Origin of the sequence: Agrobacterium sp. LAD9, assembly GCF_003031125.1 — a bacterium.
GTDB lineage: Bacteria > Pseudomonadota > Alphaproteobacteria > Rhizobiales > Rhizobiaceae > Agrobacterium > Agrobacterium radiobacter.
The window spans coordinates 47015-71995 of the sequence record NZ_PHGS01000004.1; the positions used below are offsets into that span (position 1 = coordinate 47015).

The 24981-nt window shown below is 60.3% G+C and carries 25 protein-coding genes; 12 read left to right on the forward strand and 13 right to left on the reverse strand.

Annotation, left to right across the window (positions count from 1 at the left end):
- Positions 1 to 134: 134 nt before the first annotated feature.
- Genes cysN through DA915_RS04095 form a run of 3 tightly spaced genes read right to left on the reverse strand, consistent with a single transcriptional unit; the run spans position 135 to position 3383 of the window.
- Positions 135 to 1619: a sulfate adenylyltransferase subunit CysN gene (gene cysN / locus DA915_RS04085; RefSeq protein ID WP_020812869.1), complete on the reverse strand. Its 1485-nt coding sequence runs from the start codon at positions 1617 to 1619 to the stop codon at positions 135 to 137.
- Positions 1619 to 2572: a sulfate adenylyltransferase subunit CysD gene (gene cysD, locus DA915_RS04090; protein WP_107675216.1), complete on the reverse strand. Its 954-nt coding sequence runs from the start codon at positions 2570 to 2572 to the stop codon at positions 1619 to 1621. The genes cysN and cysD overlap by 1 nt, the downstream gene beginning before the upstream one ends.
- Positions 2573 to 2600: 28 nt before the next feature.
- Positions 2601 to 3383: a phosphoadenylyl-sulfate reductase gene (locus DA915_RS04095; protein WP_162687214.1), complete on the reverse strand. Its 783-nt coding sequence runs from the start codon at positions 3381 to 3383 to the stop codon at positions 2601 to 2603.
- Between the two features lie 204 nt (positions 3384 to 3587).
- Between DA915_RS04095 and DA915_RS04100 the strand changes: the two genes are divergently transcribed.
- The 5 genes from DA915_RS04100 (at position 3588) to DA915_RS04120 (ending at position 8525) form a co-directional block, all read left to right on the forward strand.
- Positions 3588 to 4028, forward strand: a complete 441-nt coding sequence (locus DA915_RS04100) for an Rrf2 family transcriptional regulator (protein WP_107675217.1) — start codon at positions 3588 to 3590, stop codon at positions 4026 to 4028.
- 498 nt (positions 4029 to 4526) lie between these two features.
- On the forward strand, positions 4527 to 5552 hold the full coding sequence (locus DA915_RS04105; RefSeq protein WP_003509002.1) for a sulfate ABC transporter substrate-binding protein: 1026 nt from the start codon (positions 4527 to 4529) through the stop codon (positions 5550 to 5552).
- Between the two features lie 198 nt (positions 5553 to 5750).
- The gene (gene cysT / locus DA915_RS04110) at positions 5751 to 6608 is read left to right on the forward strand and encodes a sulfate ABC transporter permease subunit CysT (protein WP_003509001.1); all 858 of its coding nucleotides are present in this window, start codon (positions 5751 to 5753) and stop codon (positions 6606 to 6608) included.
- A complete protein-coding gene (gene cysW, locus DA915_RS04115) occupies positions 6601 to 7473 on the forward strand; it encodes a sulfate ABC transporter permease subunit CysW (protein WP_020811680.1) in 873 nt (290 codons plus the stop codon). Before cysT ends, cysW begins: the two co-directional genes overlap by 8 nt.
- An 11-nt stretch (positions 7474 to 7484) precedes the next feature.
- Positions 7485 to 8525 carry a sulfate/molybdate ABC transporter ATP-binding protein gene (locus DA915_RS04120; RefSeq protein ID WP_003508997.1) on the forward strand — a complete coding sequence of 347 codons (1041 nt, stop codon included), beginning with the start codon at positions 7485 to 7487 and terminating at the stop codon, positions 8523 to 8525.
- A 517-nt stretch (positions 8526 to 9042) separates the two neighbouring features.
- On the opposite strand, the gene DA915_RS04130 is transcribed toward DA915_RS04120, so the two are convergent.
- The 3 genes from DA915_RS04130 to DA915_RS04140 form a co-directional block, all read right to left on the reverse strand.
- Complete coding sequence (locus tag DA915_RS04130; protein WP_192886400.1) at positions 9043 to 10056, reverse strand: NAD(P)H-quinone oxidoreductase; 1014 nt, start codon at positions 10054 to 10056, stop codon at positions 9043 to 9045.
- An 88-nt stretch (positions 10057 to 10144) separates the two neighbouring features.
- On the reverse strand, positions 10145 to 11947 hold the full coding sequence (locus DA915_RS04135) for a GGDEF domain-containing protein (protein ID WP_107675219.1): 1803 nt from the start codon (positions 11945 to 11947) through the stop codon (positions 10145 to 10147).
- A gap of 199 nt (positions 11948 to 12146) precedes the next feature.
- Positions 12147 to 12383 (reverse strand): type II toxin-antitoxin system ParD family antitoxin, encoded by a 237-nt coding sequence (locus DA915_RS04140; RefSeq protein ID WP_003508994.1) that lies wholly within the window; start codon positions 12381 to 12383, stop codon positions 12147 to 12149.
- A gap of 369 nt (positions 12384 to 12752) precedes the next feature.
- On the opposite strand from DA915_RS04140, the gene betI reads away from it, so the two are divergent.
- The 3 genes from betI (at position 12753) to betA (ending at position 16831) form a co-directional block, all read left to right on the forward strand.
- On the forward strand, positions 12753 to 13388 hold the full coding sequence (betI, locus tag DA915_RS04145; protein WP_107675220.1) for a transcriptional regulator BetI: 636 nt from the start codon (positions 12753 to 12755) through the stop codon (positions 13386 to 13388).
- Positions 13385 to 14866: a betaine-aldehyde dehydrogenase gene (betB, locus tag DA915_RS04150; protein WP_107675221.1), complete on the forward strand. Its 1482-nt coding sequence runs from the start codon at positions 13385 to 13387 to the stop codon at positions 14864 to 14866. The genes betI and betB overlap by 4 nt, the downstream gene beginning before the upstream one ends.
- A 315-nt stretch (positions 14867 to 15181) precedes the next feature.
- Positions 15182 to 16831 carry a choline dehydrogenase gene (betA, locus tag DA915_RS04155; RefSeq protein WP_107675222.1) on the forward strand — a complete coding sequence of 550 codons (1650 nt, stop codon included), beginning with the start codon at positions 15182 to 15184 and terminating at the stop codon, positions 16829 to 16831.
- Between the two features lie 3 nt (positions 16832 to 16834).
- Here the strand turns inward: betA and DA915_RS04160 are convergent, their stop codons facing one another.
- The 3 genes from DA915_RS04160 to DA915_RS04170 form a co-directional block, all read right to left on the reverse strand.
- Positions 16835 to 17134 carry a type II toxin-antitoxin system RelE/ParE family toxin gene (locus DA915_RS04160; protein WP_107675223.1) on the reverse strand — a complete coding sequence of 100 codons (300 nt, stop codon included), beginning with the start codon at positions 17132 to 17134 and terminating at the stop codon, positions 16835 to 16837.
- On the reverse strand, positions 17131 to 17403 hold the full coding sequence (locus tag DA915_RS04165; RefSeq protein WP_107675224.1) for a YlcI/YnfO family protein: 273 nt from the start codon (positions 17401 to 17403) through the stop codon (positions 17131 to 17133). Before DA915_RS04165 ends, DA915_RS04160 begins: the two co-directional genes overlap by 4 nt.
- Before the next feature lie 98 nt (positions 17404 to 17501).
- The gene (locus DA915_RS04170; protein ID WP_192886401.1) at positions 17502 to 18254 is read right to left on the reverse strand and encodes a DUF3750 domain-containing protein; all 753 of its coding nucleotides are present in this window, start codon (positions 18252 to 18254) and stop codon (positions 17502 to 17504) included.
- Between the two features lie 73 nt (positions 18255 to 18327).
- Here DA915_RS04170 and DA915_RS04175 point away from each other — a divergent pair, with 73 nt between their 5' ends.
- Both DA915_RS04175 and DA915_RS04180 read left to right on the forward strand, forming a co-directional pair.
- A complete protein-coding gene (locus DA915_RS04175) occupies positions 18328 to 19326 on the forward strand; it encodes an asparaginase (RefSeq protein WP_107675226.1) in 999 nt (332 codons plus the stop codon).
- Positions 19327 to 19460: 134 nt separating this feature from the next.
- Positions 19461 to 20081 carry a glutathione S-transferase family protein gene (locus DA915_RS04180; protein WP_078051121.1) on the forward strand — a complete coding sequence of 207 codons (621 nt, stop codon included), beginning with the start codon at positions 19461 to 19463 and terminating at the stop codon, positions 20079 to 20081.
- A 93-nt stretch (positions 20082 to 20174) separates the two neighbouring features.
- On the opposite strand, the gene DA915_RS04185 is transcribed toward DA915_RS04180, so the two are convergent.
- Together DA915_RS04185 and DA915_RS04190 are read right to left on the reverse strand one after the other, a co-directional pair.
- Entirely contained in the window at positions 20175 to 20834 is a 660-nt protein-coding gene (locus DA915_RS04185; protein ID WP_003508979.1) for a glutathione S-transferase family protein, read from the reverse strand.
- 82 nt (positions 20835 to 20916) lie between these two features.
- Positions 20917 to 21432 carry a MarR family winged helix-turn-helix transcriptional regulator gene (locus tag DA915_RS04190; RefSeq protein ID WP_099085580.1) on the reverse strand — a complete coding sequence of 172 codons (516 nt, stop codon included), beginning with the start codon at positions 21430 to 21432 and terminating at the stop codon, positions 20917 to 20919.
- 141 nt (positions 21433 to 21573) lie between these two features.
- On the opposite strand from DA915_RS04190, the gene DA915_RS04195 reads away from it, so the two are divergent.
- Positions 21574 to 23103, forward strand: a complete 1530-nt coding sequence (locus DA915_RS04195) for an MDR family MFS transporter (RefSeq protein WP_031234516.1) — start codon at positions 21574 to 21576, stop codon at positions 23101 to 23103.
- Positions 23104 to 23138: 35 nt separating this feature from the next.
- Here DA915_RS04195 and DA915_RS04200 read toward each other — a convergent pair whose 3' ends face one another.
- Together DA915_RS04200 and DA915_RS04205 are read right to left on the reverse strand one after the other, a co-directional pair.
- On the reverse strand, positions 23139 to 23438 hold the full coding sequence (locus DA915_RS04200) for an addiction module antidote protein (protein ID WP_107675227.1): 300 nt from the start codon (positions 23436 to 23438) through the stop codon (positions 23139 to 23141).
- Positions 23419 to 23733, reverse strand: a complete 315-nt coding sequence (locus DA915_RS04205) for a type II toxin-antitoxin system RelE/ParE family toxin (RefSeq protein WP_080865974.1) — start codon at positions 23731 to 23733, stop codon at positions 23419 to 23421. Before DA915_RS04205 ends, DA915_RS04200 begins: the two co-directional genes overlap by 20 nt.
- 230 nt (positions 23734 to 23963) lie before the next feature.
- On the opposite strand from DA915_RS04205, the gene DA915_RS04210 reads away from it, so the two are divergent.
- Positions 23964 to 24980, forward strand: coding sequence for a ligase-associated DNA damage response exonuclease (locus DA915_RS04210; RefSeq protein WP_162686152.1), 1017 nt, complete (start codon positions 23964 to 23966; stop codon positions 24978 to 24980).
- The last annotated feature ends 1 nt before the right edge of the window (position 24981 follow it).

The window sequence follows — 24981 nt, forward strand, 5'->3', positions numbered from 1 at the left end:
CGGTCGTGGTGATTATTCTGCTTTATATGTTCGTGTTTTAAGCTGATCCCAAGTCTTTTACACGGAAGAACCTCTCAAACTAAAAAGGCGACCGTTCTGACGGTCGCCTTTTTGTTTGTCCATGCCCGTGCCTGTCAGCTGAGGTCGCCGATCAGCCGCGAGGCTGTGGCAGCATCCGTGCGGCGGATGTCGATTTCGTCGCGGTGTCTTGCCAGGAGTTCGCTCGCCAGCAGCTTTTCCGCGAGATCGGCGGGCAGCGAGAGAATCACGCGGTCACCCTGTTCTTCCGTCGCGCCGACGCTCCGCTTGCCGGCAATCATGCCGCCCGCCACCGTGTTGTTGGTGTCGGGGTCGATCAGGATGAACGAGCCGGTTGAGCGGTTCTGTTCGTAGGCATCGAAGATAGCCGTCTCGTCGAAGGAAAGCCGCACCTTGCCGATGGCGTTCATCGGCAGCGAGGTCTCATGCGCCTGCCATTCGCCTTCCTTGAGGTTGAGCTGGCTGACGGGCTGGACGCTGACACGCTGGCGGCGGCTACCGCTTTTCAGCCAGTAGCGCTTGCCCGCTTCGATGCCGCCCGGCTGCAACGCCACGATCTGCGCGTCGAAGGCAAGACCCGTCTGCGGCTGCGCCTCGATGGAGACGATCATGTCGCCGCGCGACACGTCCACCTGACGGTCGAGCACGAGGGTGACGGCGTCACCCGCGACGGCCGCATTGCGCACCAGATCGAAAGTCACGATCTGCTTGACGTTCGCGACCATGCCTGACGGCAGGATGACGACGCTGTCGCCCGGCTTCACCGAGCCGCCGGCAACCGTGCCCTGATAACCGCGGAAGCTCTCGCCGGGGCGCGACACGCGCTGTACGGGCAGACGGAAGCCGCCCGACTGCGCGGAGCGAACGGTTGCAAGTTCCAGCGTTTCCACCAGCGTCGGGCCTTCATACCAGGGCATGGCGGCCTTGCCTGACAGAACGACATTTTCGCCCTTCAGCGCTGACATCGGTATTGCCGTGATCTGCTTGATGCCGAGGTTGGAGGCGAACTCGCGGAATTCGTGGGCGATCAGCTCGAAACCGGCCTTGTCGTAATGTGTCAGGTCGATCTTGTTGACGGCCAGCACGAACTGCCGGATGCCCATCAGCGCCGCAATGGTGGCGTGGCGGCGTGTCTGTTCCAGAATGCCGGTGCGGGCATCAACGAGCAGCACGGCGAGATCGGCTGTGGAAGCGCCGGTCGCCATGTTACGGGTATATTGCTCGTGGCCGGGCGTATCGGCCACGATGAAGGCGCGCCGGTCGGTGGCGAAATAACGATAGGCGACATCGATGGTGATGCCCTGTTCGCGCTCCGCCTGAAGACCGTCCAGCAGCAGCGCGAAATCGGGCAGGCCGAGATCGTTCTGCTTGCCGCTGTCGCGGTGCAGGGTGGCGGCCTGATCTTCCTTGACGGCCTTGGTGTCCCAGAGAAGACGGCCGATCAGGGTCGACTTGCCGTCATCCACGCTGCCGCAGGTGATGAGCCGCAGAGGGCGCGTATCGCGCGCCGCCTTCGAATGCTCGGCAAAGGGCAGGATGGTGGCGGAAGAGGAGGGGGTGTTGGCGGCTGCGGCGCTCATCAGAAATACCCCTCGCGCTTCTTCTTCTCCATGGAACCGGACTGGTCGCGGTCGATCGCCCGGCCCTGCCGTTCGGAAACCGTGGCGATTTCCAGCTCGGCGATAACCTCCTGAAGCGTCGCCGCTTCGGAACGGATCGCGCCGGTCAGCGGGAAGCAGCCGAGCGTGCGGAAGCGGATCGAGCCGTGCTGGATCTCTTCGCCGGGCAGCAGTTCCAGACGCTCGTCTTCGGCAAGAATCATCATGCCGTCGCGCTCGATGTAAGGACGCTCGGCAGCGTAATAGAGCGGCACCAGCGGAATGTTTTCCGCCTCGATGTAACGCCAGATATCGACTTCGGTCCAGTTGGAGAGCGGGAAGGCGCGCACGCTTTCGCCCTTGCGGACCATACCGTTATAGATGTTCCACAGTTCCGGGCGCTGGTTGCGCGGGTCCCATTTGTGGTCGGGCGTGCGGAAGGAGTAGATGCGCTCCTTGGCGCGGCTTGCTTCCTCGTCGCGACGTGCGCCACCGAAGGCCGCATCGAACTGGCCGGCATCGAGCGCCTGGCGCAGCGCTTCGGTCTTCATGATGTCGGTGTAGAGCGCCGATCCGTGGGAGAAAGGCGTCACATTTTCCGTCTCGCCGCGCGGGTTGGTATAGGAGATCAGGTCTAGATCGTATTCCTTGACGATATTGTCGCGGAATTCGATCATTTCCTTGAACTTCCAGCCCGTATTGACGTGCAGCAGCGGGAAGGGGATGCGGCCGGGGAAGAAGGCCTTACGCGCCAGGTGCAGCAGCACGGAACTATCCTTGCCGATGGAATACAGCATCACGGGATTGTCGAATTCGGCGGCAACTTCGCGGAAGATGTGAATGGCTTCGTTTTCAAGCGCCTTCAGATGGGGATCGAGCGGCGGCTTGGATGCGACAGTATTCTTGCTGTCCGTCTCGTGGACTGCGTTGGACATTGTGAACTCCGGAAAATGTACTGAATGATTATCGTTGCGGGATGGCGGAAACGGCGGATGTCTGCTCCGCACCGGCGACGTGAAGACCGCATTCGCGCTTCTCGTCGTTTTCCCACCACCATCGTCCGGCGCGCTCAGGCTCACCGGGCTTGATGGCGCGTGTACACGGCTCGCAGCCGATGGAGGGGTAACCACGCGCATGCAACGGATTGACGGGAATGTTTTCAGACGCGACATAGGCCTGGATCTGGTCGATGTCCCAGTCCGCCAGAGCATTGATCTTGATGAGATTGCGCTCGGCGTCGAACTCGGCGAAAGGCGTCGTGGCGCGATTGCCCGACTGGCCGCGCCTGAGGCCGGTAATCCAGAAGGCAGCGCCATCAAGCGCCTTGCCAAGCGGGATCAGCTTTCTGACATGACAGCAGGCGTGACGCGCCTCGATGCTTTCGTAAAAGCCGTTGAGACCGTATTTTGCGGCATAGGCGTCGATGTCGTCCTGCTCGGGCCGGAAGCGACGGATGTTTATGCCGAAACGTTCTTCGGTTTCATCGATGAGATCGACGGTTTCCTTGAACAGACGGCCGGTTTCCAGCGTCACGACATCGATTGGCAACCGGTGCGTACCGATGGCGGCGGTGATGACCTGATCTTCGATGCCGAGGCTGGTGGTAAAGACCGCACGGCCGCCGAGACCGGCGATGAAGGAAAGTCGTCCCGCAAGATCGAGCCCGGCAAGCGTGGCGTCGAGGGATGCGGTATCGGCAGAGGCATTTGCTGAATTGATCGTCATTGTCACGTCCGGGATTTCCATGGCCGATTATTGTTGAAATCCGGCCTCCGGAACAGAAATGACAGTCTTTGTGCGCTGCACTTGAGAGCAAAAATGCCTCACGCGCACAGAGTATGAGCAAAAGATGCCCGTTCACCTTCTTTGCAGCTTGGATTTGAATTGTGACAACTTCTGCGCTAAGCCGGAATTGCCGGGTTCCCGGGCTTGTGGTCTACTGGTTTTACGATGATTTCGCAGAAGGCAAAATATGCGCTGAGGGCGCTCCTTTCGCTGGCCAAGGCCGACGGCGGCTGTCCTGTGCAGATTTCCGATATTGCTCGTGAACAGGCCATTCCGAAAAAGTTTCTGGAACAGATCCTTCTCGAAATGAAGAAGGAACGCATTGTCGAAAGCAGGCGTGGCAAGCAGGGCGGTTATCTGCTGGCGCGCCCGGCCTCGGACATCACCTTCGGCGAGGTGCTGCGCCTGATCGACGGGCCGCTTGCCCCCTTGCCCTGCCTGTCGCAGACCGCCTATCGCCGCTGCGAGGATTGCGATGGCGAGAAGCGGTGCGAAATCCGCCACGTCTTTGCCCGCGTGGCCGATGCCACCCGCAACATCCTGTTCAACACCACTGTCGCCGATGCCGTGGCCGGTGTTGAAGTGCCCGAGCTTTTGACGGCTTAGCCATCGGCGCAATAGGTGTGCAGTACGGTCCCTCCACCCTCATTCCTGTGCTTGTCACAGGAAACCAGTCGATGCGCGTCTGCGCGGCGAAAAGACTCTTCTCAGCCCAAGGGCTTGGGCTGGCTGGATTCCTGTGACAAGCACAGGAATGAGGGGAGGGAGGGAGTGCGTCGCGATCGCCGGGAGCTTGAGCCTGCCATGCCGATGGACTGGTGGACGCCGCATGTCCCCCAATCCCCTCATACCGCTCAGACGAAAAAATCGTCTAAAACCCCATAATATTTTTCGCTATCGCGGCAAAAAATCGTCAAAAATGTGAAATGCTTTTGCATTCAGAAAAGTTTTACACGACGCTTGTTGCGCCTTTCGCTTATGCTGCGCTGTATTTGTTGCCCGGGGAAACGCTCTCGGGAAACACTTTTTCGATCGTATTCGGCCTCATTGACCAACTCTACTCAACCGGTAGAGTTAAGCCATCGCAATCAGGAGGGAATACCGATGTCCAAGCTTCTGTCCGGTTTGAGCGTTGTTGCGCTTAGCCTTTCACTGGCACTTGGCGGCGCTGGCTCGGCCGCCGCGCAGACCAAGCTGCTCAACGTGTCCTACGACCCGACCCGTGAACTCTACAAGGATTTCAACGAAGCCTTCGCCAAGAAGTGGAAAGCGGATACGGGTGAGGACGTCACCATCCAGCAGTCGCATGGTGGTTCCGGCAAGCAGGCGCGCTCGGTTATCGACGGCCTTGAGGCCGACGTGGTGACGTTGGCGCTGCAGAGCGATATCGACGCCATCGTCCAGAACTCCGGCAAGATCAACAAGGACTGGCGCACCCGCCTGCCGCATAATTCCTCGCCTTATACCTCGACCATCGTGTTCCTGGTGCGCAAGGGAAACCCCAAAGGCATTCATAACTGGGGCGATCTGGTGAAGGGCGACATCCAGATCGTCACGCCGAACCCGAAGACCTCGGGCGGCGCGCGCTGGAATTATCTTGCGGCCTGGGCCTGGGCCAATGAGGAATTCAAGGGCGACAAGGACAAGATAAAGGCCTATGTCGGCGAGCTCTACAAGCGCGCTCCCGTTCTCGATACCGGCGCCCGCGGCTCCACGGTGACCTTCGCACAGCGCCAGATCGGTGACGTGCTGCTGGCCTGGGAAAACGAAGCCTATCTCGCCGGCCAGGAATTCGGTGCTGACGCCTTCGATATCGTCGTGCCGCCGATCTCGATCCTTGCCGAACCGCCGGTCGCCGTGGTTGACGCCAATGTCGACGCCAAGGGAACACGCAAGGCAGCGGAAGCCTATCTGCAATATCTCTATTCCGACGAGGGCCAGAATATTGCGGCGAAACACTTCTACCGTCCGTCCAACCCCGCCGTGGTCTCCAAGGATCTGCTGAAGCAGCTGCCCGACATCAAGCTCGTCACCATTGACGACCCGCAGTTTGGCGGTTGGGCCAAGGCGCAGCCGGAACATTTCGGTGACGGCGGCATCTTCGACCAGATTTACAAGCCCGCAAAGTAAGCGGATGATGGGCTGACGAGAAACAGCCCGCCCGCAAGGGACGTTGAAAAACAGCAGCTGGATCGACCGGACACCGTGCCGGTCGATCCTTTATAATAAACGCCGGGGAACACCGGCTCCCAGAGAGCATTTCCAGGAAAAGTGGACCCCGGTTTTCTCTCCGGAAGTGCGCCAAAACAAAGATTATCCGGAGCCTTGATGAGCAATAATACATCCGGAAACAGGTGGAAATGGCGGCAGTCGAGCGTCATACCGGGCTTCGGCCTGACGCTTGGTTACACAGTGACCTATCTGTTTCTCATCATTCTTATTCCGCTGGGCGGCCTTATCTGGTCCACGGCGAAACTGGGTTTTTCAGATTTCATTGCGATTGCCACCGATAGCCGCACGCTGAATGCACTGCGCGTCAGCTTCGGTACGGCGTTTCTGGCGGCACTGGTCAACGCGGTTTTCGGCGTCATCGTCGCCTGGGTCCTGACCCGTTACCGTTTTCCCGGCCGCCGATTTGTCGATGCCATCGTCGATCTGCCCTTTGCCCTGCCGACGGCAGTGGCCGGTATCGCGCTCACCACGCTTTATGCCAATCGCGGCTGGGTCGGTTCGCTGTTCGAACCCTTCGGCATCAAGATCGCCTTTACGCCGACCGGCATCGTCATTGCGCTGATCTTCATCGGCCTGCCTTTCGTGGTCCGCACCGTGCAGCCGGTCATGGAAGAGATCGACCGTCAGGTGGAGGAAGTGGCGGCCACGCTTGGCGCCAACCGTTTCCAGACCATTACCCGCGTTCTGCTGCCGAGCCTCACGCCGGCGATCCTTACGGGTTTTGCGCTCGCCTTCGCGCGCGGTGTCGGGGAATATGGTTCGGTCATCTTCATCGCCGGCAATATTCCTTACGTGTCGGAAATCGCGCCGCTCCTCATCGTCATCCGGCTGGAGGAGTTCAATTATGCGGCCGCGACCGGCATCGCCACCATCATGCTGATCATCTCGTTTGCCATGCTGTTCCTCATCAATCTCATTCAGGCCTGGAGCCGCAAGAGGTACGGTTATGTCTGAGACCGCTCCCCGCACGTCCCCCCGGCCGTTCCGCGACCCCGCCAGCGAGAGTTTTCCCGCCCGGCTGGCATTGATCGCGATAGCCTTTGTGTTCCTCGCTGCATTTCTGGTCCTGCCGCTGATATCGGTTTTCTTCGAAGCCTTCCGCAAGGGTGCGGAAAGCTTCTGGGAGGCGATCGTCGAACCGGATGCGCTCTCCGCCATCCGCCTGACACTGCTCGTCGCCGCCATTTCGGTGCCGCTCAACCTGATCTTCGGGGTTGCCGCCGCCTGGGCGATTGCGAAATTCGAATTCAAAGGCAAGGCGTTCCTGATCACGCTCATCGACCTGCCGTTTTCGATCTCGCCGGTCATATCGGGCCTTGTCTATGTCATCCTGTTTTCCTCGCACAGCGTGCTGGGGCCATGGCTGAAGAGTTACGGCATCGAAATCCTCTTTGCGGTGCCGGGCATCGTGCTGGCCACCATCTTCGTCACCTTTCCTTTCGTCGCGCGCGAATTGATCCCGCTGATGCAGGAGCAGGGCAATGGCGACGAGGAGGCGGCGATTTCGCTCGGCGCAACCGGCTGGCAGACCTTCTGGTATGTCACGCTGCCGAACATGAAATGGGGCCTGCTCTACGGGGTGCTGCTCTGCAACGCCCGCGCCATGGGCGAGTTCGGCGCCGTCTCGGTGGTATCAGGCCATATTCGCGGCGAGACCAACACCATGCCGCTGCATGTCGAGATACTCTATAATGAGTACAATATGGGTGCGGCCTTTGCGGTGGCGACGCTGCTGGCTGGTCTGGCGCTCGTGACGCTCGTTCTCAAAACCATTCTCGAAATACGCTTTGGCGCGGGCAACGCAGCCGGCAAGCATTGAAAGGCATATTCATGGAAGTGAAAGTTTCCGGCATCACCAAGCAGTTCGATCGCTTTCCCGCACTGAACGACGTGTCGCTCGATATTCGTTCCGGCGAGCTGATCGCTCTGCTCGGTCCCTCCGGTTCCGGCAAGACGACGCTGCTGCGTCTCATCGCCGGCCTGGAACAGCCGACCAAAGGCCACATCTTCTTCGGTGACGAGGACGCCTCGCACCGCACGGTGCAGGAGCGCAATGTCGGTTTCGTCTTTCAGCATTATGCGCTGTTCCGCCATATGACGGTGGCGGAGAACATCGCCTTCGGCCTGAAGGTGCGTCCTTCCGCCAAGCGCCCGCCGAAGGCGGAAATCCGCAGGCGCGTGTCCGAGCTTCTCGACATGGTGCATCTCTCCGGCCTCGAAAAACGTTACCCCACCCAGCTTTCCGGCGGTCAGCGCCAGCGCGTGGCGCTTGCCCGCGCTGTCGCCATCGAGCCGAAGGTCCTGCTTCTCGATGAACCTTTCGGCGCGCTCGATGCCAAGGTCCGCAAGGAGCTGCGCCGCTGGCTGCGTGAATTCCACGACCGCACCGGCCACACCACCGTTTTCGTGACCCACGATCAGGAAGAGGCGCTGGAACTGGCCGACCGCGTCGTCGTCATGAGCCAGGGCAAGATCGAACAGGTCGGCACGGCGGACGATGTTTATGACACGCCCAATTCCCCCTTCGTCTTCTCCTTCATCGGCGAATCCTCCAGCCTGCCGATTACGATCCGCGACGGCCATGTACTGTTTCAGGGAGAGAGCATCGGCATCGATGAGAGCGGCACGGGCGAGGGTGAGCTTTTCTTCCGTCCGGAAGATGTGGTGCTGACGCAGGAGAAGGACGCGCTTTACGGCAAGGTCACCACCTGTCGCCGCCTCGCCGGCACCCGCATCGCCGAAATCGACATCGCCAATAACGGCCACGAGCCCTATCACCTCGAAATCGAGGTGCCGCTCAACGCCGCCGTGGCCGTGGGCGCGGAACTGCGCTTCCGTCCGACGCGGTGGAAGGTGTTCGGGAAGAAGTAGGGGAGGTATCGCGGAGGCAGTTGACGGTTTGTTGCGACCTGCAGTTCCTCCGTCATACCGGCCTTGAGCCGGTATCCAGCCAGCCCAAGTCCTTGGGCTGAAATGGCTCTTCCCCGCCGCGCAGACGCGCGTCGACTGGATTCCGGCTCAAGGCCGGAATGACGGGGAGAGTGAGGCTACCGCGAACGCCATCAAATGCCGCTTTTGCCGCGTTAGTTCACGCCCGGATTTCCATGCTGACCCGTCTCAATCCAGAAACGGAAAAGGGCCGCCGAAGCGACCCTTCCATGAGCTTGGTCCTGTTTACAGACCCGGGACTGTTTCTCAACGTTCCGAAGGCAAGATGTCTTACGCCGAGGGCTGCCCCGTCGAAAACACACCCTTTCCATTGCCTGCACCAGAGACCGAAATCTCATTAGACATTGGATCACCTCCTTCCGATACGTTGAACATAACTAGAAGGTAGTACGATTCGTCAGTAATGCAAGAGGGGTTACTTATAACGGGCGCCCGGGCGTTACGACACCCGCATCACGATCTTGCCGATATGATTGCTGCTCTCCATCAGCCGGTGCGCTTCCACAACCTCGTCCAGCGTGAAGACCCGGTTGATAACAGGCGCGACCTGACCGCGCTCGATGAGCGGCCAGACCTCTCCGATGAGGTCGTCGCGGATGGCGCGTTTTTCGTCCGCCGTGCGGGGACGCATGGTGGAGCCGGTGACGGTGAGGCGTTTGACCATGATCGGGGTTAGATTGACCTTCTCGGCCATGGCACCACCCAGAAAGGCGATGATCGACAGGCAGCCATCCTTGGCGAGTGCCGCAAGGTTCTTTTCGAAATAGGCTGCGCCGATCATGTCGAGAACGACATCGACGCCCTTGCCGCCGGTTTCGGATTTAACGATCTCGGCGAAATCCTCCTCGCGGTAATTGATCGCGCGCTTGGCGCCGAGCTTCACGCAGGCCTCGCATTTTTCCGCCGAGCCCGCCGTGGCATAGACTTCGGCGCCAAAGGCTTTCGCAAGCTGGATGGCAGTCGTGCCGATACCGCTGGTGCCGCCGTGGATGAGCACGCTTTCCCCTTCGGTAAGGCCTGCCATCTGGAAGAGATTGGCCCAGACAGTGAAGAAGGTTTCCGGCAATGCGGCCGCTTTGACGGCGTCGTAACCTTTGGGGAAGGGCAGGGCCTGCCCGGCGGGCACGGTGCAATATTCGGCATAAGCGCCGCCATTGGCGAGCGCGCAGACCTTGTCGCCCAGCGCGAATTCATCGACGCCTTCACCGAGCGCGACCACCTCGCCGGCGATTTCGAGGCCGAGGATCGGGCTTGCATCCTTCGGCGGCGGATAGGTGCCCTGGCGCTGCGCGACATCGGGGCGGTTGACGCCCGCCGCGTCGACCTTCACCAGAATTTCGCCTTTTGCGGGTCTCGGCAAAGGCGCTTGCGAAAGGCGCATCACCTCCGGGCCGCCATGGGAGGGAAGGTCGATGAAGCGCATTTTTTCGGGCAGGATCATAGTGTCGGGCATGGCCAGGGGCAACTCCTCACTTGTCGGCGTCGCCTGAAGATGTAGGTCAGATGCGCCGTTGAGGGAAGGTGGCTCTTTGCCGCTGATGTCAATTTGTCTCGCCGAACACCCGGACGACGAAGCCGCTTTCATTTTCCTTCGCAGCGGCCTTCACACCCGCGATCTCGCTGCCGATACGCTCGGGATTGGCGATGATCAGCCCCTTCGGCAGGGTGAGGACACCGATCGAGCAGCGCAGCAGCGCGAAGTCCCGCTCGTTGCCGTGGCGGTCCTGGCCTTTCATGCAGCCGGCGGCGCGGTCTTCGTCCGAATAGAGTTCGGCGACATCGTCGTGAAAATCGCTGAGCAGCCGCTCTAGGATTTCCGTCAGTTCTCCTACCGACCAGTCACGCACGCCGATGAAGAAGTCGTCGCCGCCGATATGGCCGAGGAAACAATCGCCGGCAAAAAAGTAGCGGCGCATCAGAGCCGAAAACAGGGTGATGGCGTGGTCGCCGGCGTTGAAGCCGTATTTGTCGTTGAAGGGTTTGAAATTATCGAAGTCGCAATAGCAGAAGAAGCGCGCCTCGTCGCCGTCGCTGCAGCGGTCGGCAATGAAGCCGCCAATCGCGCGGTTGCCGGGCAGCGCCGTCAGCGGGTTCTGGTCCTGCGCCATCTTCAGCTGTTTTTCGTTGATGACCTTGATGAGTGAGGCGGCGGAGACGATGCCGGCGTAACGCATGTTTTCGGTGAGGATGATGCAGGCGCTGCCGCCCATGCTGGCGAACATGTTCATCAGCTGGTCGGCATCCGCATCGAGGCCGACGATCGGCGCGGGATCGACGAAATGGGAAATGGTGCGCTCATAGATCTTGTTCTTGAGCAGGTCGCGGCCAAAGGGCCGATAGATATATTCCTTGAGGTGATATTCGTTGATGACGCCGCGCGGTTCGCCATTGGCGTTGAGAACCGGGAAGAAGGCCTGTTGCGGATTTCTGCGGAACAGTTCGAAGACGCTGTCGACGCTGTCATGCTCGAAGACGGTGGGAAGGCGCTCTATTTCCCGGCGGATGAGAATTTCATCCAGCGTCTGGCTGCTGCGTCGCGCCACGCCGATGCGGTTGATGTGGGGAAAACTTTCAGGCAATTCGCTGGTGAAGACCGTTGGCCTGGCGATCAGCCAGCCCTGCACCAGATCGACGCCGAATTCGCGGCAGGTCAGAAATTCCGCTTCGGTCTCGATGCCTTCCGCAATGACCCTGACGCCGAGAACATGGGCGATGTTGACGATGTTGCGCACAAGGTGCTGCTTGCGCGGCAATTGGTCGACGCCGGTGATGAAATGCCGGTCGATCTTCAGGTAATCCAGCGGGAAGTCGCAGAGCAGCTTCATCTCGCCGTGACCGGCACCGAAATCGTCGATTGCCAGCTTGAAACCTTCCTTGCGCATACGGGCGATCAGCGCCGTGAACTCCGGCACGCTGGTATTATCGAAGCGTTCGGAAAGTTCAAAGCAGATGGAGGAGGCCGGAATGCCCGCCCGCGCCAGATGGCCGACGAGCTTGTCCAGAATGGCGTCGCCATGCGGGATCAGCCGTACATCGAGATTGAGGAAGAGGGTGGCGGAGGAAAAATCGGGCAGGGTAGAGAATTTTGCGAGCGCCCGGCTTGCCAGCATCTGCTCGAAGGCCTTCAGCTCGCCATCTGCAGCAGCCTGGTCGAGAAGCGCCAGCGGATTGGAAAAACCGAGCCGATCATGGCCGCGCATCAGCGATTCATAACCGAAGATCGTGCCCGTCGTCGCCTCGACAATCGGCTGGAACGCCGTTTCGAGCACTAGCTTGGCCATGGGAAACATGTGCCCGGAGGCAAAACGCCTGATGACATCGTTCTCCAGCGTGACGGCCTGCATTTTATTCTCCGCTGTTGCCGGTCCCCATGTGGCTAACGTAAGGGGAGCCTGTCTCTTTTGCGGCGAACAATCGCAGATTACAGGTCAACAAAAGCTTTCACGACTGTGAAGCTTTGATGAACGTTTTGTTACAACCCCATAAGCATGTGGGCCCATAAGCATGTGGGCCCATGAGCATGTGGGGTCGTTGCGCCGGGCCTCATGCACGGCGGACGTGCCCGGTGTGAGCGGCGTAGAGATCCGCGACGTTCATACGCTCCCGGTCTGCCTCGACAGACTCTGCGGACTCGGTGCCGACGCCATGTTCGGCGGAGGCCGCCCATAGTCTCAGCGCTGCCCTGACGACCTCGCTGCCGGATGCGTAAGCGCCGCAATTCACGGCCTCGCGCATTCTTGCTGCCTGTTCCGGGGAAATCGATACTGTTACCATTGGCATGATATCACTCCCTTCTTTAAACGCTGCGAGCGGTCCTTCGATGTCCGGTTTGCGGATCGGGTGCCGTCGTGGTCTAGGCGGGCGTTTTTATCGTCTTTCGTCTGGCGCCGCTTCCAGCGAAATTTGTATCATCAGCGATATTAGCACGAAACGCGTTCCATTCCCAATTCGCAGTATATCACGGTTTAGTTTTTCCCCCGTGAACCGGGCGGCAGCATGGGGTTCGCCACACCGGCCGATGCCTGCGAAACTATCACTGTCCGGCCAAGGAAAATATGATCCATCGCAAATCAGCGACATAAAATGGCGCGTTTTTTATTGATTGATTGGTCAATCAAGAATAATTTGCCATCCGTCAAGGAGACCCCTATGCCCAAGATCGGAATGGAGCCTTTGCGCCGCAAGGCGCTTGTGGATGCGGCGCTTCGCACCATAGGCCACCATGGTTCGCTGAATGTGACAATGTCTGATATCGCCCGGGAAGCGGGCGTGTCGGCAGCGCTCGCGCATCATTATTTCGGCAGCAAGCAGCAGCTTCTTCTGGAAACCATCCGCAGCCTGCTGCGCGACCTCAGGCGCGATGCCGTTGCGGCGCTGACACGCGCTTCCGGCCCGCGCGAAAGGCTGAGCGCCATCGTGCATGTCTCCTTTCAGAGCGACCAGTTCACGCCCGAAACCGTGGCGGCATGGCTCGCCTTTTATGTCGAGGCGCAGCGTTCGGAGGAAACGCGCCGCCTGCTGGTGCTTTATTCCCGCCGCCTGCGCTCCAATCTCATGGCCAGCCTCAACCGGCTTTGTCCGCCCGACGATGCCGCGCGCATTGCGGAAGGGGCGGCGGCCCTGATCGACGGGCTTTATATCAGGCACAGCCTGCGTTCCGCCCCGCTTGGCATCGCCTCCGCGCCGGCGCTGGTCGAGGATTATTTCGACATGCAGCTCAAATCTTTTCCCGATGGACAGCGCCCGAAGCCGTCCATCCGCGTTCTCAAGGAGACTTCGACATGACCATCGCGACGCCGCTCAAGGCGCAGCCGAAAGCCTCGCATTTCATCGACGGGGACTATGTCGAGGATAATACCGGTACGCCGTTCGAGAGCATCTTTCCGGCCACCGGCGAAGTGATAGCAAGGCTGCATGCGGCAACACCTGCCATCGTCGAGCGCGCCATCGCCTCGGCCAAACGCGCGCAGAAGGAATGGGCAGCGATGAGCCCCACGGCGCGCGGCCGCATCCTCAAACGCGCCGCCGATATCATGCGCGAACGCAACGATGCGCTTTCCACGCTGGAAACGCTGGATACGGGCAAGCCCATTCAGGAAACCATCGTCGCCGACCCAACCTCCGGCGCCGATGCTTTCGAATTCTTCGGCGGCATCGCGCCGTCTGCCCTGAATGGCGATTACATCCCGCTCGGCGGTGATTTCGCCTATACCAAGCGTGTGCCGCTCGGCGTCTGCGTCGGCATCGGCGCCTGGAACTATCCGCAGCAGATCGCCTGCTGGAAGGCCGCGCCCGCGCTGGTCGCCGGCAATGCCATGGTCTTCAAGCCCTCGGAAAACACGCCGCTCGGCGCGTTGAAGATTGCCGAAATCCTCATCGAAGCCGGCTTGCCAAAGGGCCTGTTCAACGTCATCCAGGGCGACCGCGACACCGGCCCGCTTCTGGTCAACCACCCCGAAGTGGCCAAGGTCTCGCTCACCGGCTCCGTGCCGACCGGCCGCAAGGTGGCCGCCGCCGCCGCCGGGCATCTGAAGCATGTGACCATGGAACTCGGCGGCAAGTCGCCGATGATTGTCTTCGATGATGCCGATATCGAAAGCGCCGTCGGCGGCGCGATGCTCGGCAACTTCTATTCCTCCGGCCAGGTCTGCTCGAACGGCACGCGCGTTTTCGTGCAGAAAAAGGCGAAGGAGCGTTTCCTCGACAACCTGAAAAGCCGCACTGAGGCGATGATCCTCGGCGATCCCCTCGATTACGCCACCCATCTCGGCCCGCTGGTCTCCAAGGCCCAGCAGGAGAAGGTTCTTTCCTATATTGAAAAGGGCAAGGCGGAAGGAGCGACGCTCATCACCGGCGGCGGCATTCCCAACAATGTCTCGGGCGAGGGCGCTTATGTGCAACCGACCGTGTTCGCCGATGTGACCGACGATATGACCATCGCCCGCGAGGAAATCTTCGGGCCGGTCATGTGCGTGCTGGATTTCGACGATGAGGACGAGGTTATCGCCCGCGCCAACGCAACCGAATTCGGGCTGGCCGGCGGCGTCTTCACCGCCGATCTCGCCCGCGCCCACCGTGTGGTGGATCAGCTGGAGGCGGGCACGCTGTGGATCAATACCTATAATCTCTGCCCGGTGGAAATGCCCTTCGGCGGCTCCAAGCAGTCCGGGTTCGGGCGGGAGAATTCGGCGGCGGCGCTGGAGCATTATAGCGAGCTGAAGACGGTTTATGTGAGCACGGGGAAGGTGGACGCGCCTTATTAAGGCAGCGTTGCGGATTGGGGCTTACCCCCCCCTCTGTCCTGCCGGACATCTCCCCCTCAAGGGGGGAGATCGATCTGAGGCCAGGTTTCGCCCTTCTCAAATTTCGAGGGTGAAGTGATACGGCTCGTCCTGCCGGACATCTCCCCCTCAAGGGGGGAGATGTCCGGCAGGACGAGCCGTATCACTTCACCCTCGAAATTTGAGAAGGGCGAAACCTGGCCTCAGATCGATCTCCCCCCTTGAGGGGGAGATGTCCGGCAGGACAGAGGGGGGTAACCCCACCCGCACATGAGCCATTGAGAGAGAGCACAAATCATGCAGGCAGATTACGTCATCGTCGGTTCGGGCTCCGCAGGCTCCGCCATCGCCTATCGCCTGTCGGAAGACGGTCGTTATTCTGTCATCGTCATCGAGGCAGGCGGTTCCGATTTCGGCCCCTTTATCCAGATGCCCGCCGCACTCGCGTGGCCGATGAGCATGAAGCGCTACAATTGGGGTTATCTCTCCGAGCCCGAACCCAATCTCGACAACCGTCGTATCACCGCCCCGCGCGGCAAGGTAATCGGCGGCTCGTCCTCCATCAACGGCCTCGTTTACGTGCGCGGCCACGCGGAGGATTTCAACCGCTGGGAAGAGCTTGGCGCGCATGGCTGGGCCTATGCGGATGTGCTGCCTTACTTCAAGCGCATGGAGCACAGCCATGGCGGCGAGGAAGGCTGGCGCGGCACGGATGGGCCGCTGCATGTGCAGCGTGGCCCCGTCAGCAATCCGCTGTTCCACGCCTTCATTCAGGCGGGCGCGCAGGCGGGCTTTGAACTGACGGACGATTATAACGGCTCCAAGCAGGAGGGTTTCGGCCTGATGGAGCAGACCATCCACAATGGCCGCCGCTGGTCCGCCGCCAATGCCTATCTGAAGCCGGCGCTGAAGCGCGGCAACGTCACGCTGGTCAATGGTTTCGCCCGCAAGATCGTCATCGAGAACGGCCGCGCCGTGGGTGTCGAGATCGAACGCAAGGGCGTGGTGGAAACCATCACGGCCAATCGCGAGGTCATCCTTTCTGCCTCCTCGTTCAACTCGCCGAAACTGCTGATGCTTTCGGGTATCGGCCCTGCTGCGCATCTGAAAGACATGGGCATAGAGGTGAAGGCGGATCGTCCGGGCGTCGGCGCAAATCTTCAGGACCATATGGAGTTTTATTTCCAGCAGGTCTCCACCAAGCCGGTCTCGCTTTATTCCTGGCTTCCATGGTTCTGGCAGGGCGTTGCGGGCGCGCAATGGCTGCTGTCAAAAGGCGGGCTTGGCGCCTCCAACCAGTTCGAGGCCTGCGCCTTCCTGCGCTCCGCGCCCGGTCTGAAACAGCCCGATATCCAGTATCATTTCCTGCCCGTGGCCATTTCCTATGACGGCAAGGCCGCCGCAAAAAGCCATGGTTTTCAGGTGCATGTCGGCTACAACCTGTCGAAATCGCGCGGCGACGTCACCCTGCGCTCTGCCGATCCGCATGACGACCCGGTCATCCGCTTCAACTATATGAGCCATCAGGAAGACTGGGAAAAATTCCGCCATTGCGTGCGCCTGACGCGCGAAATCTTCAGCCAGAAAGCCTTTGACGATTTTCGCGGGCCGGAAATCCAGCCGGGCGAAAATGTCGGGACGGATGAGGAAATTGACGCCTTTTTGCGGGAGCATCTGGAAAGCGCCTATCACCCCTGCGGCACCTGCCGGATGGGCGACAAGGACGACCCGATGGCCGTCGTCGATCCCGAATGCCGGGTCATCGGAGTGGAGGGCCTGAGGGTTGCCGACAGCTCGATCTTCCCGCATGTGACCTATGGCAACCTGAACGGCCCGTCGATCATGACCGGCGAAAAGGCGGCGGACCACATTCTCGGCAAGACCCCGCTGCCGCGTTCCAATCAGGAACCATGGGTGAACCCGCGCGCGGCCGTCAGCGACCGGTGAGGATCAATGGTAGTCGTCCTCGCGCTGGTGGCGTACTGCGAGGATGAACACCGTCTCGGCATCCTCGATTTGAATAAGAGCTATGTAGCCGGATGATCCGAATGGGATGACAAGTTCCCGCAGGAGCGCATTCTCACCTTGTGCTTTGCGGGCGACGAATGGAAACTCGCTCAGCCCCTCTATGGTCGCAATGATCCTGTCGACGGCTTTCTCCGCCGTCGAAAAATCCTTCTCCAAGAGAAAATTATATAATCGTGTTATGTCTGCTCGGGCTTCTATCGTGTAGCGGAGCTTGAATGTCACTTTTTGCGCTCAGCTTTCTTGGCCGCAAGCATCGCCCGCAATTCCGCATGCACTTCTTCGGCGGAATAAAAAATCCCCGTTCGTTTGGATTCTTCGAGCCCCGCCAATCCGCGCGCAATAAACTCTGCCTGCGATTTACGGATTTCCACCTGCCGTCGTACGGAATCTTCAACGAAGGAAGAGAGTGTCTCGCCATCCTTCAGCACGCTTTCCGCCGCCTCGCGAAAATCCGCCGTCACCCGCAGCGGAGGGATCGTCGCCGTTTTCATGGATTGCCTCCTTGCGTCGCAATTGCGATGCAGAGAATGCGTCAATTACTATATGGAGTCAAATTACCATTGGTGGAAACTCCTTGAAACTTGCTATCTCACGCACCCACGCCCGCTACGCCGAAATAACCAAGCCCCGGTATCTTCACACCGGGCCGGCCAAAATCGATGCCGGCGACCAGGCCGAGAAAATTGACCTCAAAACCGCTGCGGGCACCTGCCGAAATACCGAACAACCCGCCCAGCGAAACGCTCGCATCCTTCCAGTCGTCGGCTATGTGGTAAAACGCGCCGTCCGGCAGGTAGTCACGCCCCACCGCATCCGGTGGCAGCACGACGCCCAGTTCCGGCACGCTGCGCAGCACATGGGCGACGAAGGTGTTGGAGTTGGGGCCGGGATAGATGCGATAGCCGCCCGGCCGACCATAGGGGTAATCGGCAATCGCCTTTTCGATTTTCGGGATCAGCTTTTCCGCTTCCGCGCCGTGAATGGCCACTACTTGGCGCGGCATGTTGGAATACCAGTAGGCGTCCGCCGCATAACCATTATGGCGGATCGGCGTGCCCCAGCCCACTTTGTCGTAACGGTCATAGCTCGTAGCACGCGGCTTTTTCAGCACGACCCAGGCGTGGCTGGCGACGGAGCCCTTGAAGCCACCGGTCATGGCGGAAAAGACGTAGACTGCGGCTTCTCCATCGCTCGACGCCACCGGCAGCATGCCGGAGGACGACCATCTTGCGGCGTTCCAGCCGCGCGGATGGTCCTTCATGGCCCATAGCCCCGCCGATGCCAGTGCCGGCAGCAGATAGATAATGGCAATCGCCAGCAGCAGACGTTTTGCAAATTTCACTGACAGCCCCGTGCATCGAAAAATCAATTGCGGTATCAACGACATAAAATCAGAATTTTTTGAGGCTGAGAGAATGAACAATTCCGTTACCGTCGAAGTCACCAGGGGCAATCTCGTCGAAAGCCGCCATCAGGGTCTTGTCGTGGTGGTGGATGGTGATGGCGGCGTGCTGTTTTCGTCTGGTGATATCGAGCGCGGCATCTTCCCGCGTTCCGCCTGCAAGGCCATGCAGGCGCTGCCGCTGGTGGAAAGTGGTGCTGCGGATGCCTATGGTTTCGGTAACCGCGAACTCGCATTCGCCTGTTCGTCCCATTCCGGCGAGGACGCGCATGTGGAACTCGCCGCTTCGATGCTTGCGAAGGCGGGCAGGGATGTGGATACGCTGGAATGTGGCGCACACTGGTCTTCGGACCAGAAAACCATCATCCATCAGGCTCGCACACTGGAAAAGCCGACAGCGCTGCATAATAATTGCTCCGGCAAACATTCCGGTTTCATCTGCGCCTGCTGCCACACCGGCACCGATCCCAAGGGCTATGTCGGTTACGATCACCCGCTGCAGCGGGAAATCCGCGCCACGATGGAAAGCCTGACGGGTGCTGCTCTCGGCCAGGACAATTGCGGCGTGGATGGCTGCTCCATCCCCACCTATGCCGTACCGCTCAAAGGGCTGGCGCATGGTTTTGCGAAGATGGCGACGGGCAGGGGGCTGGAAGCGGGTCGTGCGACAGCGTCGCGCCGTCTCATCGAGGCCTGCATGGCGGAACCCTTTTATGTGGCGGGCACAGGCCGGGCCTGCACGAAACTGATGCAGATCGCGCCGGGAAAAATCTTCGCAAAGACCGGCGCGGAGGGCGTTTTCGTCGCCGCCCTGCCGGAAAAGGGTATCGCCATAGCGGTGAAATGCGAAGACGGTACGACACGCGCGGCCGAAGCCGTGGTATCCGCACTGCTCGCCCGCTATTTCGATGAAGGCAGCGCCGAGCAGCAGGCGCTGAGCAGCATGGCGAACCGGCAGATGCGCAACTGGAACGGCATCCACGTCGGCGATGTCAGAGTCGTCGGGCTCTAAATAACCTTTGACGCGGCCGGTTGCCGGCACGATGATGACGTGCCCTGTATGTGACGGCCATCCCATGGCCGCCGCGGGCCGGCGTCCGCATGAGGAAGAAACGGGCGCTTCATTGCTTTGGAGGTCGCATATCCATGTTCACACTGTTCTTCTCCCCCGGTTCCTGCTCCCGCGCCAGCCATATCGTGCTTGAGGAATCCGGTCTGCCTTACAAGGCCCATCGCGTCAATTTCGCGGAGGGCGAGCAACGCTCCGAGGCATTTTTAAAGATCAATCCCAAGGGCCGCGTGCCGGCGCTGGCCACCGCAAGCGGCGTGCTGACGGAGACGCCTGCCATCCTCGCGTTCATCGCCCAGATGGCGCCTGAAAAGAAGCTCGCGCCGCTCGACGATCCCTTCGAATTCGCGTTGATGCAGTCCTTCAACGCCTTCATTTCCTCGACCGTGCATGTCGCCCATGCGCATGGCCGGCGCGGCAGCCGCTGGGCGAATGAGGATAGTTCGCTGGCCGATATGAAGGCGAAAGTGCCGCAGACCATGGGCGAGTGCTTCGAACTGATCGAGCACGGCATGCTGCACGGCCCATGGGTTCTTGGTACGGCCTATTCGGTTGCCGATCCCTATCTTTTCGTCATGTCCGGCTGGCTGGAAAGCGATGGCGTGGATATTGCCCGTTTCCCGAAGGTGCATGACCACTTCCGCCGCATGAACGACCGCCCGGCGGTGCAGCGGGCGCTTGCGGGGGAGAGGGGCTGAGAGGCCCCAGCTCGGTCTTGTGGTTGCTCCCTCATTTCTGTGACAAGCACAGGAATGAGGGCAGAGAGACACGCTGGCGGAGTGTTCTCCCGCTCAGGCCGCCTCGGCCGCGCGGGTATCCCACATCGTCTTGAACGCCGTGCGGGTCTGGCAGCGGTCCAGCCAGGCTTTCAGCGCCGGATGGGCATCGAACAGTGGCTTGTGGCCCTGTGCGTAACGAACGATTTCCGCGGCGTTGAGATCGGCCACGGTGAAACGGTCGCCCACCAGGTATTCGTGGCTGGAAAGGTGCTGCTCCAGCACCCGGAAGGGACGCTTCAGCAGGCGGGCGGCGACATCGATCACCGCCTTGCCGCTATCGCTTTCCGACAGGCCTTCGGCGATCGCGGAGGAAATCTTCAGCGAATTGGTTTCGATTTCGGTCGCGGCAAAGAAGGACCATTGCAGCATCGCCGCATCTTCCTTCAAATCGACCGGCGCAAGTGGTCCGCCATATTTGCGGGCGAGATAGAGGTTGATGGCCATGGATTCGTAAAGCACCATGCCGTCATCCTCGATGCAGGGAATGGTGCCCATCGGGTTGACGGCCAGAAAATCCGGGGACAGCGTGTTGAGCGGCGCATCCGCAGCCAGCGGATCGGCAAGACGGCGGGCCTGTATGACCGGCACATGTTTGAATTCTATGCCAAGTTCCCCTGCCAGCCACAACGTGCGCGTGGCGCGGGAACGGTAGACACCGTAAATCGTCAACATCGAAATTACCCCTTCAACCTGTCAGATGGCGGCACGTTACGGTCTAGCCCTTTTAAAGTGAAGCTGCGGATCGCAGGGTCAACTATGATTTTTTCTGATCCGTCAGGAGGTCCGTGTCCGGCGACAGCCGGCATTCGAAACGGTCGATGAACCGCTCGAACAGGCGGGCGAAAGTCTCCACATCCTCCGCCGGCCAGCCATCCATCACGTCCTCGATGACGCTCATCTTGGTCCGGCGCATTTCCTGCAAAAGACTGGTGCCGATCGGCGTGATCTCGACGATGCTGCGGCGGCCGTCTTCCTGGGAAACGCCGCGTTTCAGCAGGCCGCGCCCCACCATATCCGCCACCACACGGCTGCCGCGCGAGGGATCGATGCGCATGCCCTCGGCAATCGCACCCACGGTAACGTCGCCTTCCGCCCGGCGCAGAATGTCGAGCACGTCGATATGGGAAAGTTCCAGACCCGGAGCGAGCTTGGCAAGCGCCATGCGGCCGATGATGCGGCGGCCGATCATGATGCGCATGCGCGTCATCGTATTGCCGATCCGCTTGATGTCCTCAGGCAGATCCTCGTTCCAGTTTTCCTCAGTCGCCACGCTTCATCGTCCCTTTCGATGCAATTTCCCGATCACATTTAGCGGCATTAGCATAGATGTCAAAAACTTGCCATTGACATATATATGCTGATAGCACACAAATTGCCGCAGTAAAACCGCCGTAAGCCAACGAGATTTTTCATGGATATGTCCACCGCCCCCGTGGCGCCGCTTGTGTCGGATCATCGGCGCAGGCTCATCGTCTTTCTGTTTCTGATGCTGGCCATGTTCATGGCGACCCTCGACAACCAGATCGTATCCACAGCACTGCCCACCATCGTCGGTGAATTCGGCGCGCTGGAGCGTTTCGGCTGGATCGGCTCGGCCTATCTTCTGGCGACCAGCGCGGTCATGCCGGTTTATGGCAAGCTCGGTGATCTGTTCGGCCGCAAATATGTGATGATCGCAGCGGTCGTCATCTTCACGCTTGGCTCGCTGGCCTGCGGGCTGGCCTGGTCGATGGATTCGCTGATCGCGGCCCGCGTGCTGCAGGGGCTTGGCGGCGGCGGCATCATGGTATCGATCTTTTCCGTCAATGCGGATCTGTTCGAACCGCGCGAGCGCGCCCGTTACCAGAGCTATTCCAGCCTCACCATCATGGCGTCTGGCAGTGTCGGCCCGATCCTCGGCGGCACGATGAGCGACCTGTTCGGCTGGCGGTCGATCTTCCTCATCAACCTGCCGCTCGGCATTATCGTCATTGCAGGTCTGGCGCTGATGCTGCCCTATCGCCGTCCGGCCCGCCAGCCGAAGATCGATTATCTCGGCGCGGTCCTCTTGGCGGCCACCATTGCCAGCGTGGTCTTCTGGGCAGACAGCAGCGAATTGTTCGGCTCGCTGATCGCAGGCCCCAGCCTCGGCATCATCGCTTTCGCCGTCATCGCCGCTTTCCTCTGGGTGCAGGTGGAACGCCGCGCGCCGGAACCCGTCGTGCCGCTCAGGCTCTTCAAGGACAGCACCTTTCCGCTCTTGATGATCGTTTCGCTGACCAGCGGCGGCATCGGTATCGGCATGGTCAATTATTATGCCCTGTTCCTGCAGACCACGACCGGCCTTTCGCCTTCCCATGCCGGCCTGTTCTTCATCGCCGTCACCGGCGGCATCGTCATGGGTTCGCTTTCAGCCGGGCGGCTGATTTCGATCACCGGCGTCTACAAGCCCTTCTCGGTGGCGGGTCTCACCATCAACCTCATCGCCATGCTGCTCTTCACGCAGATGCATGCAGGAACGCCGCTTCCCCTGATCGCCGCGTTGATGCTGGTGCAGGGTTTCGCCGTTGGCCTCGGCCAGCAGGCACCGATCATCGGCGTGCAGAATTCCGCGCCCAAGGCCGATATCGGCGCGGCGAGCGGCGCGGTGACGCTGACCCGCATGGGCGGCGCGGCCATCGCCATCTCGGTCTATGGCGCCATCGTATCATCGAGCCTCAGGGGCGTGGCCGTCGATATTCCCGGTGTCGGCAAGATCGAGGAGCTGACGCCGAAAATCCTCTCCGAACTTCCCGCCGCCTCACAGGCCGCAGTCGCCTCGCTTTATTCGGATGCCTTCACTCCACTCTTTTTCGCCGCGGCCGCCACCGCCGCCATCGGCCTTGCGGCGGCGCTGATGTTGAAGCCGGTGCGGTTGCCAGCAGCGGTGCAGGCAAAGCCGGCGGAAGAGGCGGCGGAGTAGCATAGCGAAGTTAACCGACGGTCGTGAACGCCGCCTCACGCGGCGTTCAATGACTTTTCAACTGCCAGCCGAAAGCCCAGCGCATGCAGGACCTTCTGCACGGTTTCATAGCGAAGCTTCGAACCGGGCCTAAGCGCCTTATAGAGGCTTTCGCGGCCGAGACCCGAAGCATCCGCAATGTGCGACATTCCGCGAGCCTTGGCGACCGCGCCAAGGGCGCCAATGAAGACGTCGGGGTTCTCGTCTTCCATCGCGATTGCCAGAAATTCGATCATGGCTTCGTCGCTATCCAGGTAGTCTGACACATCGAATTTGCTAAATTCCGTCACGGCCATCCCTTCCGATTGTCTGTGCCATCTCGATTGCGCGCTTTATGTCCCGCCGCTGCGAAGACTTATCCCCGCCGACCAGAAGGAAATAAACCCTCTTGCCAACGCGAGTGAAATAGACCCGATAACCGGGACCGAAGTGGATGCGCATTTCTGAAACGCCTTCACCCACCGGCGCGCAATCGCCGAAGTTCCCATGCTCGGCTGCCGTGAGACGATGAAGAATCCGCACTTTTCCGGCACGATCTTTCAACACCTTCAGCCATTCGTCGAACTCTGCCGATTTCTGGAAACTGTTCATGATAGCATGTATCCGATTAGATACATTTCTGCAAGCGTAAATCCCATGGCTACCCTGTGAGCCGGTTGTGCGCTGGCATTGCGCCTGCGAACTTCGTACCAAAACTCCATACAGGCCCGGCTCAAAGCCGAAATGACGCACGCAAAACAAAAACACCGCCACTGGAAATTTAACGCCCGTTTCGCGTTATTCTCGCAGCACTTTACATTCGCGCGGGCGGCCCTATCTCAATGAATATGAAGCCGGAACAGCTGTTGAACTCCACGCCCAAGGGTCTTTATTGCCCGGCGGGCGATTTTTACATCGATCCCGTCCGCCCGGTGGCGCGGGCGCTTATCACCCATGGCCATTCCGATCACGCCCGCGCCGGCCATGGCGCGGTGCTGGCCACGCGCCAGACGCTCGATATCATGCGCATCCGTTATGGCGAGGATTTCTGCGGCAGCGAGCAGGCGGTCGCTTTCGGTGAAACGGTGGATGTCAATGGCGTGACGGTGGGTTTCCATCCGGCGGGCCATGTTCTCGGCTCCGCACAGATCTCCGTGGAAATGAACGGCCTGCGCATCGTCGCCTCGGGCGATTACAAGCGCGGCATCGACCCTACCTGCGCGCCCTTCGAGACGGTGCCATGCGATGTCTTCATCACAGAGGCCACCTTCGGCCTGCCGGTGTTCCATCATCCGCTGCCGCGGGTGGAAATCGGCAAGCTGCTCACCTCCATCAAACAGTTTCCCGAACGCACCCATCTGGTCGGGGCCTATTCACTGGGCAAGGCGCAGCGCGTCATCCGGCTGCTCCGCGACAACGGTTATTCCGATCCCATCTATATTCACGGCGCGCTGGCCAGACTTTGCGATTATTATGTCTCTGAGGGTATCGATCTCGGCGATCTGCGCCCCGCGACGCTCGAAAAAAGCGATCCTTCCGCCTTCAAGGGCGCGATTGTCGTCGGTCCGCCCTCGGCGTTTCAGGAACGCTGGGCGCGCCGTTTCAACGAGCCGCTGATTGCCTTTGCGTCCGGCTGGATGATGGTGCGGCAGAGGGCAAAGCAGGGCGGTGTGGAACTGCCGCTGGTCATATCAGACCATTGCGACTGGCCGGAACTTCTAGAGACGATCAAGGAAATTTCCCCGCAAGCCGTCTGGGTCACCCATGGCCGTGAGGAGGCGCTGGTGCGCTGGTGCGAATTGCAGGGCATTGCCGCCAAGCCGCTGCATCTTGTCGGTTACGAGGATGAGGGGGATTGAG